Origin of the sequence: Streptococcus ferus DSM 20646 (assembly GCF_000372425.1) — a bacterium.
GTDB classification, from domain to species: Bacteria; Bacillota; Bacilli; order Lactobacillales; family Streptococcaceae; genus Streptococcus; species Streptococcus ferus.
Genome location: NZ_AQVD01000009.1, coordinates 18,150 through 34,960, shown reverse-complemented (window position 1 = coordinate 34,960; position 16,811 = coordinate 18,150). Strand labels below are relative to the sequence as shown.

The window sequence follows — 16,811 nt, the reverse complement described above, 5'->3', positions numbered from 1 at the left end:
CAGACCTTTATGGAAGATTACGCAGGTTTTATCAAGAGGACAGGCAAGGATCCTTTTACAGGGCAGACTGTCTCTAAGGGAACAGCGGCAATGGCTAAAAACTACGGATGGGTGAAGAGCGGAACGACGCTTACGCTAGCCTTGGTTAATGCCAAAACGGATTTCGATCAGCTGCGCAGTCTGTCTCGAGTCACTAAGGCCAGTGTGACTGTTCCGAAAGTTAAGCTCTCCACAGATAAAACAGCAACTTCTGTTGAGGCCATTCTCAAGCAGAATGGCACCACTTCTAAGTCCTTCTTGAACCTGACCGATGCCGATTCTGTTTTGTCTCCAAAACAGACAGGTATTGTTAGAGATGTTCGTGTACAAATTGGACTTCCAAGTTCGGGAACGAGAATGAATAAGACAATCCCAGCAAAATATGTAGAGAGTTTTCTCAGTGGAGAGCGTAGCTCTTTTGATGGTTTTGTTTCAGTTGATTCCCATTCGGCTAGTTTGAAAACCTTAGATGATGTCTTTGAAGGCAATCGTCTGGATTATCCGAATACACCCTATAATCTCCAGACGGATGACACCTATGCCAAAATCAGTTTTGACTTGGATTATGGCGGTCAGCTGAAAATCCCCTTTGAAGAAGCATCGCCAGATAATTACCCCTTTACTGGCCGAGGCTTTACAGGGTCGAAAGAAATTGTCTTGCCAGAGTATAAAATGTTAGACGAACATCATTTTGTAGAAGGAGATACCATAGGTATTTTTGACAGTAAAACCGGGGATATGGTGGAGCAATATATCTATGATGGGGATAGCGAAACTTGGCTTAAGAGGCAATAATATTAGAGGTATTGATTATGTATGCAATTTATAAAGGAAAGAGATATAGGGCAGTCAAAAAGGGAGAAAAAATTAGAATAGGTAGCGATACTAAAGAGTATGGTTTTACAGAATATGTAGACGTTGTAGGAAATGTTCATTATGATAGATTTGTAAAATTATTGGATATGGATGAACTTGATTATCTCTATGAAGAACGATTTGAAATTCAGTATCAAGGTCGCTTTTTTAAGATTTCCAGTGCTCTTCGTCGAATAAATCTAGATAGAGACTGGTTTGAAATCTATGTTTCCCTTGAAGAGCATCAACTAGGTATTTCGCTAGGTTTTGAGCGAACAGATAAATTTTTATGGTCAAAAGAAATTGGTCGAAAAGATATAGAAGCTTTTAAAATCATCGAAATGCCCCAAGGTCCATTTTCTAATCAAGGCATTAAGGTTAGGATTCTTGAAGGTCAAGAGATTGATGATTATTTTGCCTCCATAACAGACTGATGCAGCAACTTCCTACTAAATATGTGAATAGTGACTTTAATAACCCCCCTTTCTGCCGTAAAAACACAAAAGCCCTGAAAACTCAGGGCTTTTGCTGGAGATTTATGAAAAAGAAAAGTTTTAGGATACCTATTTCTAGGTTGATGATAGTATAAGCGATGACCCTTAAAGAAAACTTAAGACAAAAACATTAGCTGACAAAATGATTAATCCAAGCCTCTACCCGACTTGCCCGACGATGAAGAAAAGACAGATTCACCAAGATCAGAGCTAAAACCAAAGGCGTCATGATGAGCAGCCAGAGGTAGTTGATTTGGTGATGACGCCAAAAAATAAGCAGGCAAAAAGACACCAAAGGAAAGGTTACCAGAGCCGTAAAACTCCCCGGTGTAAAGCGGCGATAGAGGCCTATCTCCTTGATATGGACCAACAAATGCAGCAAGTGCCCAATCACAAGAGCTGCTGCTAATTCCGGAATCGCGAAAAAGGAAGCTGCCGCCAATAGCAAACTCGCTAGCAGAAATTCCTCGCCAATCATCAAGGCAATCCCTTCTGTAGACCTATAATGCGCTTTGCCAGAAATGAACAATTCAGCTTGATAGGCTGGGTTTTCCCCCTGTGCCCTAATCCAAGGCCGAATAAAGACAAGCTCATCAAATTCATGCAGCATAAACAAGGCCAAACTGATAAATGAAAAGAAAGCAGTTGACATCACTATCCCTCCTTTTTTAGCCATTATAACAAATGAAAGCTGATAAAGCACCTGAATAAACAAGCTGCTCACCCAACTAAAAACCCCTCCATCTAACGATGAAAGGGTTAAAAGAGTTACCGTAGCTCCCCAAGACAAACTCCAAAACGGCCTGTCAAATAAATGACAAGCCGCCTTGGGATGAAAAAGAAAAAGTTTTAGGATGCTTATAGTATAGACGGTCTCTCTTAAAGAAAACTTAAGCACTAAAAAGACTTGAAAAACCTAGGGCGATTTCGGCAATTTTATCTTTGGTATCCAAATCAGCCTCATTTCCCAGCGTCCTCGGCTGCCACTTCTCCTGCGACAGGTGATCAGCTGCATAGAAAAAGTGACAGACTGCAAGCTGTCGAAACTGGGCCCAAGCAGCAACTGCCGAGCACTCCATATCCACAGCTATGGCCCCGCTGTCTTTTCGGGCCATCATCTTTGCCGGAGTTTCCCGATAGACACCATCTGTCGTCCAGACCTTGCCTGTCGAATAGGAAATGCCCTCATTTTCCAGAAAAGCGGTAAAGGCTTGAAAACTACGTTCGTTAACCCTGATTTCCTCAGAGGCTGGGACATAATGAAAACTGGTTCCCTCATCACGCAAGGCCTGCGTCGGCACAATAATCGATGTTTCCTCAATCTGATGATCCAAAATACCACAGGTGCCAAAAAGAACCAGCCGCTTCATGCCAAAAACAGCCAAATCCTCAAGAATAGCCACACAGCCCGCTGCACCAACATAGGCATTAAACAGCCCGAGCTTTTGACCCTCATAATCAATCTCATAAATGGGGATACTCAGATTGGCAACCGACGTTTCTGCCACCTGACGATGAGTATAGCGCTCCAAAATCCGGCCAAAGGTCGCACGCGCAAAACAGGACACCACCGTCTCCGGAAAACCCGTGATTGGCTCATTCAGATCCTCGGGGTTAATAATAGCCTTGGAACTTCCATCAAATTCTTCTAAAATCATCTCTTATCTCCTTGAAACTTTTTATAATTTTATCATAAAATGTCCCAAGAAACGAGATTGGATTTCTTCCTTTCAGAACAGTGCAACAACTTTTTGATTTTCAAACACTATTTTTGGTTTATGAGCTGATAGAGGTTATAATGAGGAAAAGGAGACCTAATGAGAATTCAAGCAGAATCTGTCAACCATTATTTACAGCAGGTACCGGAAGACCGCAGGCTTGTCTTAGAAAAACTAAGACAGGTCATCACAGAACATTTGCCTGACCGCTATGAGGAGAAAATTCAGTATGACATGATTACTTATGTCGTTCCCAGAGAGAAGTTTCCCGCCGGTTACCATTGCAATCCAGAGGACGATTTGGCCTTTATTTCCATCGCTTCCCAAAAGCATCACATCGCCATCTACCACAATGGCATTTACCTATGGGACGAGATCCGCGATTGGTTTTTGGAGGAGTACCCCAAGCACCTGACGACCAAGCCCGATGTCGGTAAGGCCTGCATTCGCTTCAAAAACATGAAAACAATTCCCTATAACCTTATCGGCCAGCTCTGCCAAAAAGTTCGCATGGAGGCCTTTATCCAGCGTTACCAAGAAAGACAAGCATAAAATAAAGTAAAGTAAACTCCCCTGTCTCGCGACAGGGGAGTTTTCGATAAAATGAACGAGTAGCTTTATGAACTGCCATTCTCTTGCAAGCGATCGTTGTAAAATTGTATTTTTTCAACCAGTTTCTCACGGTTGGCCAAAAGCTGTGCGACCTCTCCATCCAGATGCTGTAAATGTTGCTGTAATAGATTCATCCGCTGAGCGTAAGTGGCTTCCCCTTGTTCTCGTAGAGCCGCAAAACGTTGCATATCTTTAATCGGCATACCAGTAGCCTTTAAGCGTAGAATCATTGCCAACCAGCGCTCATCTAACTGATCATAGTAACGAACATTCCCTGACGTTCTCTTGGGGTGCAAAAGTCCTAATTTCTCATAATATCGCAATGTATGGATTGTTAAACCTGTGCGTTTCGCAAATTCTCCAATTAAATATGCCATTTTTTACCTCCAAGCCTTGACCTCGAGTACACTCTAGGTAGTATCCTTATTATATCTCAAAAAGGAGGAAAAAACTATGACAATTGAGAAACCCTATACGTGTATTACTGGAGCCAGCTCTGGCATTGGCTATCAAGCTGCTAAAGCTTTTGCGGACCGCGGAAATCATCTGATTTTGATTGCACGAAGAAAGGATCGACTAGAGCAGCTCAAACAAGAAATTCTCGCTACTCACCCAAACTTAGATATCCTAATCTTCTCGGTTGATTTATCCGAAAGCGCAAATTGTTATCATCTCTATAATCAGTTAAAGCCTTATTTTATCTGTACTTGGATTAACAATGCTGGCTTTGGGCATTACGGCAGTGTGGCTGAACAAGACCTAGAGAAGATGGAACAAATGATCCACGTCAACGTAGAGGCGCTAACTATTTTATCAACACTCTATGTCCGCGATTATCAGGAAAAAGAAGGCTGTCAGCTCATCAATGTATCATCAAGAGGGGGCTATATGTTGGTTCCTCGTGGTGTGCACTATTGTGCCAGCAAGTTCTATGTCAGCGCCTTTACCGAAGGATTGGCTCTAGAACTCCAAGCATCTCAATCTCCTTTGCAAGCTAAAACTTTGGCACCTGCCGCTACTAAGACAGAATTTGGTAAAGTGGCAACTGATTCTGAAAATTTCGATTATGACCAATTCTATCCACGTTATCACAGTGTCCAAGACATGGCTGATTTTTTGCTAGAGCTCTATGACAGCAACCAGACTCTTGGTCTGGTAGATGTTGACAGTTTTGAATTTAAATTGAGCGGCCCACTTTTTAAACATTAGATTGTCACATCTGACTTAAATCCATTTAAACCAAAGTAAAATCCCCTGTCTCACGACAGGGGATTTTAGGAGATTTATGAAAAAGAAAAGTTTTAGGATGATTATAGTATAGCCAGCCTTCCTTAAAGAAACCTTAAGCCTCACCAAAAATTTTTTTCTTTATTATTTCAACTAAAAAAAGCGATGCAATCGCTTTTTTTAGGTCTTTTAATCAAGCCCAATCCGTTTAAAGACTTCGTCCACGCGTTTGGCGTAGTAGTCTGGATTGAAGAGTTCATCGATTTCTGCCTGGCTCAACTTAGCCGTTACTTTTTCATCTGCTTCAAGCAAAGGCTTGAAGTCCACTTGATTATCCCAAGAATAAGCCGTCTTAGGCTGAACCAAATCATAGGCTTCTTCACGGGTCATTCCTTTTTCAATCAGGGCAAGCATGGCGCGCTGGCTGTAAATAAGACCAAAGGTTGACCCCATATTGCGCTTCATATTGTCTGGGAAGACGGTCAGATTTTTGACAATATTGCCAAAACGGTTGAGCATGTAGTCGATCAGAATGGTCGTATCAGGCGTGATGATACGCTCCGCAGACGAATGCGAAATGTCACGTTCATGCCAGAGGGCAACATTCTCATAAGCAGTCACCATGTGGCCGCGGATGACACGGGCAAGACCCGTCATGTTCTCAGAGCCGATGGGATTGCGCTTGTGAGGCATGGCCGAGCTGCCCTTTTGCCCCTTGGCAAAGAACTCTTCCACCTCACGCTGTTCAGACTTTTGCAGACCGCGGATTTCTGTCGCCATACGTTCGATAGAAGTCGCGATGCTGGCTAGTACCGCAAAGTATTCCGCGTGCAAATCACGTGGCAAGACTTGGGTTGAAATTTCCTGCGGACGGATACCTAATTTATCGCAGACGTATGTTTCCACAAATGGCGGGATGTTGGCAAAATTCCCAACAGCTCCAGAGATTTTCCCAGCTTCCACGCCAGCTGCCGCATGCTCAAAACGCTCGATATTACGCTTCATTTCGCTGTACCAAGTCGCGAGCTTCAGACCAAAAGTCGTTGGTTCTGCGTGGACACCGTGGGTCCGCCCCATCATGATGGTAAACTTGTGTTCACGCGCCTTATCCGCCACAATCTTAGTAAACTGCTCAAGGTCGCGGCGGATAATGTCATTAGCCTGCTTGTAGAGGTAGCCATAAGCCGTGTCTACCACGTCCGTGGACGTCAGCCCAAAGTGGACCCACTTGCGCTCCTCACCAAGACTCTCAGACACCGCACGCGTAAAGGCCACCACATCATGGCGGGTCTCCTGCTCAATCTCCAGAATCCGGTCAACATCAAAAGTCGCCTTCTCCCGAATCAGCGCCACATCCTCCTTGGGAATCTCCCCCAGCTCAGCCCAGGCCTCATCAGCCAAGATTTCCACCTCCAGCCAAGCCTTATATTTATTTTCTTCACTCCAAATGTCCGCCATCTCAGGGCGGGAATAACGGTTGATCATGATTTTCTCCTTAATTAAATAGGTTTAAAATATCTAAAAACAGTGCTTTTAAATTCTTAAATTCTGAAATTTTTAATAGTTGCTCAATTCCTTCGTTGTATTCAACTTCTAAGTTTGAATCAAGCATTCTCATCAATGTTTCTCTAGCATTAGATTCATCAAGGAAGAAAATTCCAAATTTTTCTCGAATCTCTTTACATTCTGGCCAGGTTGAAGGGGCCATTGTCTTATCGTTAGAATGTTTATCATCAATATCTTTTAACATTTTTAGATGCCAATTTGCATTATCACCCAAATTTATTCGAATTTTCTTATTAGAATAAATAATTTCATAGATACTATCCCCACTAGCACCAGTATATTCATAATCATGTTCTTTTATATAATCAAACATATTAACCGCTTGAGGAATTAAGGAATTCAATAAGTTCTGTCTGTTTTCCTCTTCCAAATAGGGGTTAATTAAAGTATCAATAAAAACCTTGTCGAAATTAACTTTTTTATCAGACTCTCCAAATACTTCCCTCAATTCATTTTTAAATTTTTCTTTTGAACTTGTACCTTGAGTTAGATAACAAACCATAAAATAGAAATATACAAATGATCGGAGAGTCTGATTATTTAATAATTTTTGAGACCAAAAAACTGCAATGTGTTGAGGACTTTGTACGTGTCCTTTTAACATTAATTTAATCGGAGAACGTACTAAATGAAAAATACTTGTCTCCTTACTAGCATCTATATAAAATGGATCTCCTCCAATAATATGTGAATTTTCTTCTAACAGATAATTAGGATTACTCTTTTCATCTAGAATTGCAGATAAAAATGAATTTCCATGCGCAGAAATGTTACGAACCAATTTTAACTCTGAAAGATAATCTCTGATTTTCTCCCAGTCAGTGTTCCCATCATTTTGAAAATTAGAATACTCAGTGATGATAAAATTAATAAACACCAATAAATCACCGACTGTAAATTGATCCATCAACACATCCATTGGTGCAGATTCTAATTTTGGAATCTCATCAGTTGTTACAGTATATCGAAGACGGAGATCCCCAGTATCTCTTAATAAATAATTCTTACGTAAACTTTTAAGTGAGTTCTTTATTAATTTTTTTAAATTATTATCACTACTGGAGTTAACCTTATTGAATAAATCTCTCTCTGAGATATTTAATTTCGTAATTCTATTTTCAATTCTAGCTTTGATATTATCTTCAATAAAGAGCACCCATTTCATGATAAATTCTTTAAATTTTATATCATAATCAATTATTGTTTGAAACTCAGCAATTGTAATTTGACCGTCAATGAGATTAGACAATATCACAATTTCATTAAACTGAGAATATCTTAAATTGTTTAGTTTCAAAAAATTCAATAATGATAGTTCATCAGTTAAATTAGGAGAGGGAGTAATTTTGTTATTTATTAACTCATAAAAATCTGGCTGTTCTTCAAACTGTTCTTCTGTATTATTATCAGTCAAACTAACATTCGTTGCAAATTGTACAGACTGCCCCCTAATTTTCAGATTGCCTCCGTTAGCTCTTGAATTAGTAATTGAGAAACTGACTTCATCACCAACACTGTACTGAGATAAGTTGTTAGAAAAAAAGGGAATACTCCTCTTAACATTGTAACTATCGGTATCTATCTACCGATCTTCATAAAAAGTTATAATACCATAGTATGAAGATAATTTGCTTATAATTCCGTATAAAGCATCCATTTTCTATACTTCCCCTATTTTATCCCAAACCTTATTTATCATATGAACTAGGATAGCTTTCCTACTAGATTTTACCATAAGTTCGCTCCTATTTTAAAAATAACTCTGTCGCTTCAATTGCCCGTTGATAAGACCGATTGTTTTCGTGTTTGTTCTCCGTCTGAGCTGACTTATAAGATTAAGCTTAATTCTCAGTCAACATTTCTGTTTCTTTCTTCTTCCCTCCTCTGCCTTTATATCGTTTTCAGATGGTGTTGAGTTGGGTTTTGAAGGTTACTTGCACCTTTTTAAATTTTACATAATAATCAATTGGCACTCGCACCTTTGAACTCTCCCAATTCAACAATTGACTGTGAGTTGGCTCCATCAGGTACATCACTAGGTACTCCAAAAACACTTTTAACAGCATCGCTATCCGTAAGAGGCCAGTTCATTGTTATATAATCTGACCCATCAACCGAGGTATCTTCTGTCTCGTTCCACCAAACTTCAACATTATAAGTTGTCTTGCCATCTGCTCGGAGATCATCATTAATCCATACCACATCAGGACGTCCAAGTTTTTCAAAAATACTTTTAGCACTTATCGAAGTATCTGAAAAAGTTGTGTTGAGGTTATCAACAGTCATATTTTTATAGTTATTGGTCAGTGTTGCCGACTCAGATATAAAATTAACTTTACTGCCACTGGTATCCTCTGGAATATAATCTTCTGGGTTTAAATCAATCTCATTGAAAACTGTAATTATGTCATCAGTATATTCAGGGTATTTTTTCTGAATTGGTAGTTGTGTTTCCGATGAGCCTGATAGTTCCTTTGACGAAGTAGAATTTTTGCTATTAGTCGAATAACTTCCGCAACCTGTCAAAATAAGCAAAAGTGGCAATAATAGCAAACTCCTCTTAACTTTCATAATCAACTCCTTCCCCAAACTCCCTCACTTTATCCGCCTCCTCTGCAAACACCGTCACATGCCCCATCTTGCGGTTGGGCTTTGCTTCTAGTTTACCATAGAGGTGGAGGTGGGCGCTAGGGTTTTCTGCGACGTACTGCGCAGCCTTTTCCATGTGCTGGCCGAGGACATTGAGCATGACCGCCGGCGCATGGAGTTTGATTGGAGGAAGAGGCTGATCGAGGATGCCCAGGATATGGGTGTCAAACTGCGAAAAATCACAGGCTTCGATAGAGTAGTGCCCCGAGTTGTGAGGGCGAGGAGCGATTTCATTGATAATAATGTCGTCTGCTGTCGCAAACATCTCGACACAGAGGGTGCCAGATAGGCTGAGTTCTTGGGCAATCCGCAGAGCCATTGCCTGCGCCTTCTGCGCCAAGGCCTCTGAGATGCGGGCAGGGACAATGGTTTTTGAGAGAATATTATGGCGATGGCTATTTTCCTGAACTGGGAAAACCGTCACATCCTTGCCATTGCCGGAGACGATGACCGAAATCTCTAGGTCAAAGTCCACAAACTCTTCCAAGACACACTCGGCAGAATTGGCTAATTGGCTAGCGGCAGCTAAGTCTTCCTGAGATGTGATAACAACCTGACCGTGCCCGTCGTAGCCGCCGGTTGCTGTCTTTAAGACATAGCGCTTCGACAGATCCAGGTTTTCAAGGTCCAGACTGGAGGTGACCACTTTGTAAGGCGCCACAGAGACATCCGCCTTTTTCGCCAGGAAGTCTTTTTCAAAAATCCGATTTTGAGAAATCCGGAGCAGGTCAGTCCCTTGAGGCAGCTGACCTTCCTTGACAACCGCATCAAGAGCGTCCGCATTGACATTCTCAAACTCATAGGTCAGGACATCGCAGCGCTCTGCCAGCTGGCCTAGGGCTGCCACATCATCATAAGACGCCACAATCATCTCACTGACCCGTGAAGCCGGACAATCTCTGGCCGGATCAAGCGTGATGACCTTGTGCCCCATATAAATCGCCGAAATGGCCATCATCTGACCCAGCTGACCGCCGCCGATAATGCCAATCGTCTTAGTTAAGTTCATCTGTTGAGGCCTCCGCAATCTCTCCTTGCTCTTTGGCAAAATCTTCCAACTGTTTAGCTAAGTCCAAGTCTTCAATGGCCAAGATACGAAGGGCTGTCAGGGCTGCGTTGGTTGCACCAGCTTCGCCGATAGCCATGGTTGCCACAGGCACACCGCCTGGCATCTGCACAATAGAGTAGAGCGAGTCCAAGCCACTAAGGGCGCGTGACTTGACCGGCACCCCGATAACAGGGAGGCTCGTTTTGGCTGCCACCATACCGGGCAGGTGGGCCGCCCCACCTGCGCCTGCAATGATGACCTTGATACCACGTGCGCGTGCTTCTTCCGCATGCTTGAACATGAGATCTGGTGTCCGGTGGGCAGAGACAACTTTCTTCTCATAAGCCACGCCAAACTTGTCTAAAACGTCTGCTGTTTTTTGCATGGTCCCCCAGTCGGATTTAGAGCCCATGATAATCGAAATAATTGGATTCATAATAAGATACAAAGGGACGTTTCGGCTTGCCGAAAATTTCCGTAGAAAAATAGGAAAACTAACGACGACGCTTGCGTCTAGGCAGTTTTATCTTTTTTCCTAGGAAATTAGTCCCGTGTTCAGTTAGGACTACTAACTAAACATTCCTTTCTTTAGTATTCAGAAGCGATTGTTTTCTTCCTTTTTTGACAATCACCTTAAGTTGTGGGGACGGCAACAGCAACCAAAGGTGTCTCATGCCTAAATCGTAAGCCTAGGGTCTTCCAATTTCCCTGAACGATTAGCTTTATCAGCTAATCGTTCTGTCACAACGGCGGTGATTGTCGAGTTTAGAGCTCGCTTTCGCTCTCCTTTATTGCACGATAGTATTTTTGAGTCACAAAAATTATCACTTGAAGTAACTTTCGTCGCTTGAGCTAGCGCTATTTGTTAAGTGGCTAATTTATACTCAAAGAAAATCAAAAATAGACGAGGCGACGAAGCGCAGACAGTGCTTGAGTACGGCAAGCTGAAGTCAACAAAGTATAGTTTTGATTTTCAAAGAGTATTAGTCTTTTATGGCTTTACTGCCGATGTCATGTCGGTAAAAGAGGCCTGTTGTTTCTTGTTCCGCAAGTTCCTTATAGATGTTGTCTTGCGCAGCTTTGACACTCTCGGCTGTTGTCACCAGCATGTAGACACGGCCCCCGTTTGACCGGAGATTCATGTTCGGGTCAAATTTGGCACCGGCGTAGTAGGTGATGATCTCACCTTCCGTTTTTGGCGGAAGCTTGACCCCTTTCTCGTAAGCCAATGGGTAACCTTCTGAGGCCACGACCACGCCAAGGGTCACACCCGTGTCTAGCCAAGTGATGTCAGGCTCTCTGCCTGCCAAAATATCAGTGATGTTCTGCGCCAAGTCAGAAGTCAGACGCGGCAGGATAATCTGCGTTTCAGGGTCGCCAAAGCGGGCGTTAAACTCAATAACCTTTGGCCCATCCTCTGTCAGAATCAAGCCTGCATAGAGGATGCCCAAGTAAGGCCGGCCTTCTGCAATCATGCCCTCAAGCACTGGCTTAACGATGGTTTCCACCGAAGCATCCACCACACTTTGAGGCAGATGAGGGACAGGTGCATAAGCTCCCATACCGCCAGTATTAGGCCCCTCATCACCGTCATAAGCCCGCTTGTGATCCTGTGCCGTCGGCATGATATAGAACTTATCGCCATTGACAAAGGCAAAAAGGGAAAATTCTTCACCGTCCAGAAATTCTTCGATCACCACACGCGCACCGGAATCACCGAACTTATTATCCAAAAGCATTTCACGCGCCGCTTCAACCGCCTGTTCCACGGTTTCTGCCACGACCACGCCTTTCCCCAGCGCCAAACCGTCTGCCTTCACCACGATGGGAGCGCCCTGCGCCTCAATATAATCCTTGGCTTCGTCAAAATCGGCAAATGTACCATAGGCTGCTGTCGGTACCTTGTACTTGGCCATGATGGATTTCGCAAAATCCTTGGACCATTCCAGCTCCGCTGCCAGTCGGGTAGGACCGAAAGCCTTAAGCCCCGCCTGATGAAAGTCATCCACAATCCCAGCCGCCAAAGCATCATCAGGACCGATAAAGGTCCAGTCCACCGCCTCAGCCTTAGCAAACGCAATTAGCTTAGAATGTTCGGAAATTCCAATGTCAACCAATTCCAGACCATCCAGCCCCATGCCATCATTCCCCGGTGCTACAAAAACCGTTTCGACTTCCTCAGATTCCAGCAGTTTCTTTGCAATCGCATGCTCCCGACCGCCCGAACCAACAACCAGTAATTTCATAACTCAGATACCTCACCTTTAAGCAACAGCAAGAGAGCCTCAAACTCCCCTTATTGATGGACGCAAAACACAAGCAGCATTTTACGAATTATACAGGAATATTATAACATATTTGTTCGGAGAATTGAATTTGCGTGTGAAAAATGCGAAGGAATTCGGAGGAAAAGAAAAGCACCACAAATGTGGTGCGGGAAAGAGGAAAGAAGAAAGTTCGTGTCAAAATAATGAACTTATCTTATTCAATATTTTATATTTGAATCTTTTTATATGCAGACTTTATATTATCAATACTGTCTGGAAATAAATTAATATCTTGTAGTTTACTTTGTTCAAAAAATTGATAATTTTCGTACTCATGAAATGTACTTGGACTACTATCTAATGTTAGTTTACCAGTAAAAAGCAGTCCGTTTATAATGTTGCCCTTAGTTTTCTCATACTCATAAACTGCTATTGGTATTGGTTTTTGCGTATCTTCGTACTTCATTAAATTCAGAGTACAATTATCGCCAAAATCGTAATATTCTAGCAGAGTATCTTCTATTGATTGACCATTTCTTAAGTTCGTACATCCAAAATCATATTTATCTGGAGAACTTTTCTTTTCCCCTCGTTTCAAGAGCAGAACTTCTCCTTTGTCATTAAACAGAATCGCAGCTAAATGGACATCTACAGGCGACTCAATCTTAAGAACCTTTGTTCTTTCTCTCTTAGTCTCTCCTATGGTAGAGACATAATCACCAATCTCATCTTTTTTACCTATTGATACAAAAACCCTATCCAGATAAGGCGCAACATCATCTTTCAAATCTTGTATCTTATAATTTTTTTCATCATATTCAAAAATATCTCCCTTCCAATCTGGACGGTACATTATTATTGGATAGGCCCGACCGTGCCAAATTCCTTTTAATTGCTCATTCCCTATCCGTCTATAATGTGAGAGAAAGGCTTGTGCTTCAGGGATATTATAAGGTTCCTGTGCGGTTATGCTTTGCATTTCAACAAATTCAGCACTAACTAGAAGTTGGTTCTTTATTGCTTTTTTGCTAATTCTAAATCCTAAATCAATATCGGGCCCTAGAAAGTCAATAAATTCCTGAGGGTAACTCGAATATGTTAGTTTGGGACTTTTCTTAATTCGTATATTCTTATTTAATGTCTCAAGATTATTTAAATCATTTAAATTAGTTTCTAGCACTTTAGAAATCCAAACAGTTCCTTTTAATGCTAAAAACATTTTAGTTTCCGGGAAAAATTCATGTAATCTTTTCTGTATGAAATGCATTGATTTAAATAACTTATCTGGAAATGAATAGAAAGTATTTAAATCTTCTGAAGTCAATTTCTTATAAAAGAGTACTTCATCACCCACATATTTCCAAAATTCAAGCTCATATTCTGATAATTTTTTTTGACTAGTATCATAGAATTGATTAAATAATTGAGCCCATCTAGGATTAATTGATTTTAAATATGTAGATTGTACAATATCAATAGAACAAAACAGATAAACATAATGCTTTTCTTCTTGCGACTCCTTATTTTCAATTTCAAAATCAGCGACAACTTTTACCATGCGAATAGACCTAAAAATCTTCCTCTAGTCAGCACAGCTGATTCAGATACCTGAAAAATTTCACTAACCTTTTCTATATCACATTCGCTATTCTCATCAAGATTTTCGTTAACAACCCTTCTAAAATCAGCTTCTGGCATTAACAAATCGGCTGCAAACTCATTAGCAGCATATTCTAACTCATTTGCTCCACGTCTATACAATGTTTCATATTGATTCACATGACCTAAAAAAAGATGTCCTAGTTCATGCGCTATAGTAAAACGATCACGGTTACTTTTCCCATCTCCTCTTAATTCAACAATATAGTTTCCCTCAGAATTATCCAAGGTGATTCGTCCATCTACATCTAAGTTAGAGTTCCCATATCTTATCTTTAAATCTTTAAAATTTGAAAAGAATACATCAAAATCAATAGGAGTAGTTAAGTTTAAATTAGTTATTAACTTATTAACTAACTCTCTAATTTCATCTCTATTCATAATTCGCCCACCTTTAATAGTATATGGTTAATAAAAATAGCAAGATTGAAATAAAATAAATAATAAGAGAAAATTTTAATTTCTCCATTTTTGCTTTGGTCACTTTCGCCAAAGCCCTTACTAGCTGTTCATAGCTGACTGATTCCTCAAATTTTTGAGGAACAGAAAAATCATCATCTGACCAAGTCAAAAAATATAGTGGATTACCTGTTTTACTAGTCTTAGGTAGTAAAGCAAGTAAAAGTAAAAATATTGAAATAAATATACCTAGTAAACTTAAACATCGCCAAAATGTGCAGTCTGACCCTGTTTTCAACTTACTAACAAAATAAAACAATCCCGTTTCAAAAGTCAAAAATGCAGTTACCTTGGCTTCGACAAATTTAAGCCATAAGGATGTATCATCATAAACATCTTTCCACTTGTTAAACCTAGTCATCTTATTTCCTATAAACGTTTTTAAATATGTACATTATATCACATCAACTGAGCATATTCAATTATCTCCCTTCAAACAAAAGATAGCCAGCTTCTCCTTATAAATTCGAAACTATTTTTAATTATCTAACTTTTTCTTTTACTAACCTTCTTTTCTCCCTAGCAGAACTAGTCTTTTTCACAAAAATTCTATTCGTACCACTTTTACACCCCTACCTGTGGAACTTTTGCTTTTCCTTTAGACAAAAATTTTTGTCTTGCTCATTGTAAAAAGTCCTCCAACTACTTATTGAAAAAACACATTTTATTTTAGAAAGAAGTGGCTTACAGTATCAGCTCAATAACTATATAGCCTCCCTGTTGATAAATCCAATAATCATTATCAACACTAGTTAGCCACAAAAAGCAAACTGCCAGATTACTTCTTGTATCTTTATTTCTTCAAAACAAAACTCCCGGCTTTGAAAACCGAGAGTTTCTAGGAGATTATGAAAAAGAAAAAGTTTTAGGATGGTTATAGTATAAGAGGCTTAGCTTAAACCTAACTTAAATGCTTTTACAGTTTCAAATTTTTTTATTAAAAGTAACAGCCCCGCGAAATGCAGGGCTGCTTGTTTTTAGATTAGCCGTTAAACGACACATGAACATGGTCATAGTGGTTAGCTGTTGCGCTGCCGCGGTCTGGCATTGGGTTCCAAGTGTAGGCTGGTCCGTAAATGCTGTCAAACGGTGCATAGAAGCGCTGCTTCCAGATGACATAAGAAATGTTTTTAGCACCCATATTGGAAATAGCATACTGGGCAACCTGATCTCCCAAGGCTGAACTGTCAGGAACCATAAAGTCAACGGCTAAGCCTTTGCCGTGGTCTCCAGAATCCCCAGCACGATAGGTGCTAAAGGAAGTGATGCCATAGATACCTGCTACTTCATCTTTAAAAGCTGAGACTTGTGGCTGAAGACCCGATGAGTCCGTGCTGGATGTAGATGTTGTCGCTGCAACTGCCTGTGCCTGAGGGGCAGCCTCTGTGACAGCAGCTGTCGTCTCAGCTTCTGTCACGACAGGAGCAGCTTCTGTTTGAGCTTGCGTTGTTTCTGCAGGGATCTCCGCTTCAGAGACAGCAGACGTTTCTGTCTGACTGGTCGTGTCAAGAGCGGCTGTGGTGGTTGTTTCCGAAGTACTTGTCTCTGCCTGAGTGGTTTCAGGAACGGCAGCAACGGCCTCACTTTGAACAGTCTCAGCAGCGGTGGTTTCCGTAGAAGCCGTTGTTGCTTCCGTTGTCGCCTCTGTGACAGGTTCTGCAGCTACTGTGCTGGTTTCAGGAGCAGCCTGCGTCGTCTCAGAAATGGAGACGGTTTGATCGTTAACGCTGGCTTGGTTGTTTGCCACATCCACAGAAGCGGCAACGGTTTCTGTTGCTCCATTGTCCGCTGTCGGAGACTGAATTTCAACGCCTACGATGTTGTTTTGACCATCGAACGTTAAGTTCAATACCGTATCTGGGTAGATCAGATCAACGTTCGCAATTTGGTTAATGGCTGCCAATACATGCAAGTCAACACCCATGGCTTCTGCAATCGAGCTTAGCGTATCTCCATATTTAATCGTGTAAGTGACTGAACCGCCCTGATTGACCACTTCTGTTTTGATTTCCTCAACGGTACGTGCAGTCCATTCAACAGGAAGTTCCTGAGCCTGTGCGTCAAGTGCTGTCGCCGAGAAAGCAGATAAAACCACTGTAGAAGCCAGCAGTGTTTTCTTGTTCATTTTCATTTTTATTACCTTTTCCTTATTTCTTTTATCTTAATATTAGCATATTTTTTCTTTAGATAAGCCTATTAGATATTATTTAAATAAAGT

General features: G+C 41.2%; 17 protein-coding genes. 4 read left to right on the top strand and 13 right to left on the bottom strand.

All coding sequences use genetic code 11. The annotated features are described in order from the left end of the window. Together A3GY_RS10420 and A3GY_RS0109470 are read left to right on the top strand one after the other, a co-directional pair. On the top strand, positions 1 to 834 hold an 834-nt coding region (locus A3GY_RS10420; RefSeq protein WP_211205096.1), incomplete at its 5' end, for a hypothetical protein. A 17-nt stretch (positions 835 to 851) separates the two neighbouring features. Continuing rightward, positions 852 to 1,328: a hypothetical protein gene (locus tag A3GY_RS0109470; RefSeq protein WP_018031151.1), complete on the top strand. Its 477-nt coding sequence runs from the start codon at positions 852 to 854 to the stop codon at positions 1,326 to 1,328. A 190-nt stretch (positions 1,329 to 1,518) separates the two neighbouring features. Here the strand turns inward: A3GY_RS0109470 and A3GY_RS0109465 are convergent, their stop codons facing one another. Both A3GY_RS0109465 and A3GY_RS0109460 read right to left on the bottom strand, forming a co-directional pair. Next, complete coding sequence (locus tag A3GY_RS0109465; RefSeq protein WP_018031150.1) at positions 1,519 to 2,040, bottom strand: HXXEE domain-containing protein; 522 nt, start codon at positions 2,038 to 2,040, stop codon at positions 1,519 to 1,521. 238 nt (positions 2,041 to 2,278) lie between these two features. Then, entirely contained in the window at positions 2,279 to 3,046 is a 768-nt protein-coding gene (locus tag A3GY_RS0109460; protein WP_018031149.1) for a nucleoside phosphorylase, read from the bottom strand. 159 nt (positions 3,047 to 3,205) lie between these two features. Between A3GY_RS0109460 and A3GY_RS0109455 the strand changes: the two genes are divergently transcribed. Then, positions 3,206 to 3,658, top strand: a complete 453-nt coding sequence (locus tag A3GY_RS0109455) for a DUF1801 domain-containing protein (RefSeq protein ID WP_018031148.1) — start codon at positions 3,206 to 3,208, stop codon at positions 3,656 to 3,658. 65 nt (positions 3,659 to 3,723) lie between these two features. Here A3GY_RS0109455 and A3GY_RS0109450 read toward each other — a convergent pair whose 3' ends face one another. Beyond that, positions 3,724 to 4,095: a MerR family transcriptional regulator gene (locus A3GY_RS0109450; protein ID WP_018031147.1), complete on the bottom strand. Its 372-nt coding sequence runs from the start codon at positions 4,093 to 4,095 to the stop codon at positions 3,724 to 3,726. A gap of 76 nt (positions 4,096 to 4,171) precedes the next feature. Between A3GY_RS0109450 and A3GY_RS0109445 the strand changes: the two genes are divergently transcribed. Then, positions 4,172 to 4,927 (top strand): SDR family NAD(P)-dependent oxidoreductase, encoded by a 756-nt coding sequence (locus A3GY_RS0109445; RefSeq protein ID WP_018031146.1) that lies wholly within the window; start codon positions 4,172 to 4,174, stop codon positions 4,925 to 4,927. Between the two features lie 207 nt (positions 4,928 to 5,134). On the opposite strand, the gene purB is transcribed toward A3GY_RS0109445, so the two are convergent. The 10 genes from purB to A3GY_RS0109395 all read right to left on the bottom strand — a co-directional run bounded on the left by purB (position 5,135) and on the right by A3GY_RS0109395 (position 16,718). Then, complete coding sequence (gene purB, locus A3GY_RS0109440) at positions 5,135 to 6,430, bottom strand: adenylosuccinate lyase (RefSeq protein WP_018031145.1); 1,296 nt, start codon at positions 6,428 to 6,430, stop codon at positions 5,135 to 5,137. A gap of 10 nt (positions 6,431 to 6,440) precedes the next feature. After that, entirely contained in the window at positions 6,441 to 7,925 is a 1,485-nt protein-coding gene (locus A3GY_RS09855) for an Abi family protein (protein WP_018031144.1), read from the bottom strand. Positions 7,926 to 8,473: 548 nt separating this feature from the next. Continuing rightward, positions 8,474 to 9,082, bottom strand: coding sequence for a hypothetical protein (locus A3GY_RS0109430; protein WP_018031143.1), 609 nt, complete (start codon positions 9,080 to 9,082; stop codon positions 8,474 to 8,476). After that, positions 9,072 to 10,169, bottom strand: a complete 1,098-nt coding sequence (purK, locus tag A3GY_RS0109425; RefSeq protein ID WP_018031142.1) for a 5-(carboxyamino)imidazole ribonucleotide synthase — start codon at positions 10,167 to 10,169, stop codon at positions 9,072 to 9,074. The genes A3GY_RS0109430 and purK overlap by 11 nt, the downstream gene beginning before the upstream one ends. Then, positions 10,156 to 10,644 carry a 5-(carboxyamino)imidazole ribonucleotide mutase gene (gene purE, locus A3GY_RS0109420; protein ID WP_040804192.1) on the bottom strand — a complete coding sequence of 163 codons (489 nt, stop codon included), beginning with the start codon at positions 10,642 to 10,644 and terminating at the stop codon, positions 10,156 to 10,158. Before purE ends, purK begins: the two co-directional genes overlap by 14 nt. 547 nt (positions 10,645 to 11,191) lie before the next feature. Then, entirely contained in the window at positions 11,192 to 12,454 is a 1,263-nt protein-coding gene (gene purD, locus A3GY_RS0109415) for a phosphoribosylamine--glycine ligase (RefSeq protein WP_018031140.1), read from the bottom strand. Between the two features lie 247 nt (positions 12,455 to 12,701). Next, entirely contained in the window at positions 12,702 to 14,033 is a 1,332-nt protein-coding gene (locus A3GY_RS0109410) for a hypothetical protein (protein WP_018031139.1), read from the bottom strand. Beyond that, positions 14,027 to 14,515 (bottom strand): ImmA/IrrE family metallo-endopeptidase, encoded by a 489-nt coding sequence (locus A3GY_RS09850; protein ID WP_018031138.1) that lies wholly within the window; start codon positions 14,513 to 14,515, stop codon positions 14,027 to 14,029. The genes A3GY_RS0109410 and A3GY_RS09850 overlap by 7 nt, the downstream gene beginning before the upstream one ends. 13 nt (positions 14,516 to 14,528) lie before the next feature. Beyond that, the gene (locus tag A3GY_RS0109400; protein ID WP_018031137.1) at positions 14,529 to 14,954 is read right to left on the bottom strand and encodes a Pycsar system effector family protein; all 426 of its coding nucleotides are present in this window, start codon (positions 14,952 to 14,954) and stop codon (positions 14,529 to 14,531) included. Between the two features lie 621 nt (positions 14,955 to 15,575). Further along, positions 15,576 to 16,718 (bottom strand): LysM peptidoglycan-binding domain-containing protein, encoded by a 1,143-nt coding sequence (locus A3GY_RS0109395; RefSeq protein ID WP_026162013.1) that lies wholly within the window; start codon positions 16,716 to 16,718, stop codon positions 15,576 to 15,578. Positions 16,719 to 16,811: the final 93 nt, after the last annotated feature.

What these genes read in the sequence shown, in the direction of transcription:
- purD (WP_018031140.1), bottom strand. Translation starts at nt 12,454, where the DNA reads ATGAAATTACTGGTTGTTGGTTCGGGCGGTCGGGAGCATGCGATTGCA.
- A3GY_RS0109410 (WP_018031139.1), bottom strand. Translation starts at nt 14,033, where the DNA reads ATGGTAAAAGTTGTCGCTGATTTTGAAATTGAAAATAAGGAGTCGCAA.
- A3GY_RS0109430 (WP_018031143.1), bottom strand. Translation starts at nt 9,082, where the DNA reads ATGAAAGTTAAGAGGAGTTTGCTATTATTGCCACTTTTGCTTATTTTG.
- A3GY_RS09850 (WP_018031138.1), bottom strand. Translation starts at nt 14,515, where the DNA reads ATGAATAGAGATGAAATTAGAGAGTTAGTTAATAAGTTAATAACTAAT.
- A3GY_RS0109470 (WP_018031151.1), top strand. Translation starts at nt 852, where the DNA reads ATGTATGCAATTTATAAAGGAAAGAGATATAGGGCAGTCAAAAAGGGA.
- A3GY_RS0109400 (WP_018031137.1), bottom strand. Translation starts at nt 14,954, where the DNA reads ATGACTAGGTTTAACAAGTGGAAAGATGTTTATGATGATACATCCTTA.
- A3GY_RS0109395 (WP_026162013.1), bottom strand. Translation starts at nt 16,718, where the DNA reads ATGAACAAGAAAACACTGCTGGCTTCTACAGTGGTTTTATCTGCTTTC.
- A3GY_RS0109465 (WP_018031150.1), bottom strand. Translation starts at nt 2,040, where the DNA reads ATGTCAACTGCTTTCTTTTCATTTATCAGTTTGGCCTTGTTTATGCTG.
- A3GY_RS0109450 (WP_018031147.1), bottom strand. Translation starts at nt 4,095, where the DNA reads ATGGCATATTTAATTGGAGAATTTGCGAAACGCACAGGTTTAACAATC.
- A3GY_RS0109455 (WP_018031148.1), top strand. Translation starts at nt 3,206, where the DNA reads ATGAGAATTCAAGCAGAATCTGTCAACCATTATTTACAGCAGGTACCG.
- A3GY_RS0109460 (WP_018031149.1), bottom strand. Translation starts at nt 3,046, where the DNA reads ATGATTTTAGAAGAATTTGATGGAAGTTCCAAGGCTATTATTAACCCC.
- A3GY_RS0109445 (WP_018031146.1), top strand. Translation starts at nt 4,172, where the DNA reads ATGACAATTGAGAAACCCTATACGTGTATTACTGGAGCCAGCTCTGGC.
- purE (WP_040804192.1), bottom strand. Translation starts at nt 10,644, where the DNA reads ATGAATCCAATTATTTCGATTATCATGGGCTCTAAATCCGACTGGGGG.
- purB (WP_018031145.1), bottom strand. Translation starts at nt 6,430, where the DNA reads ATGATCAACCGTTATTCCCGCCCTGAGATGGCGGACATTTGGAGTGAA.
- purK (WP_018031142.1), bottom strand. Translation starts at nt 10,169, where the DNA reads ATGAACTTAACTAAGACGATTGGCATTATCGGCGGCGGTCAGCTGGGT.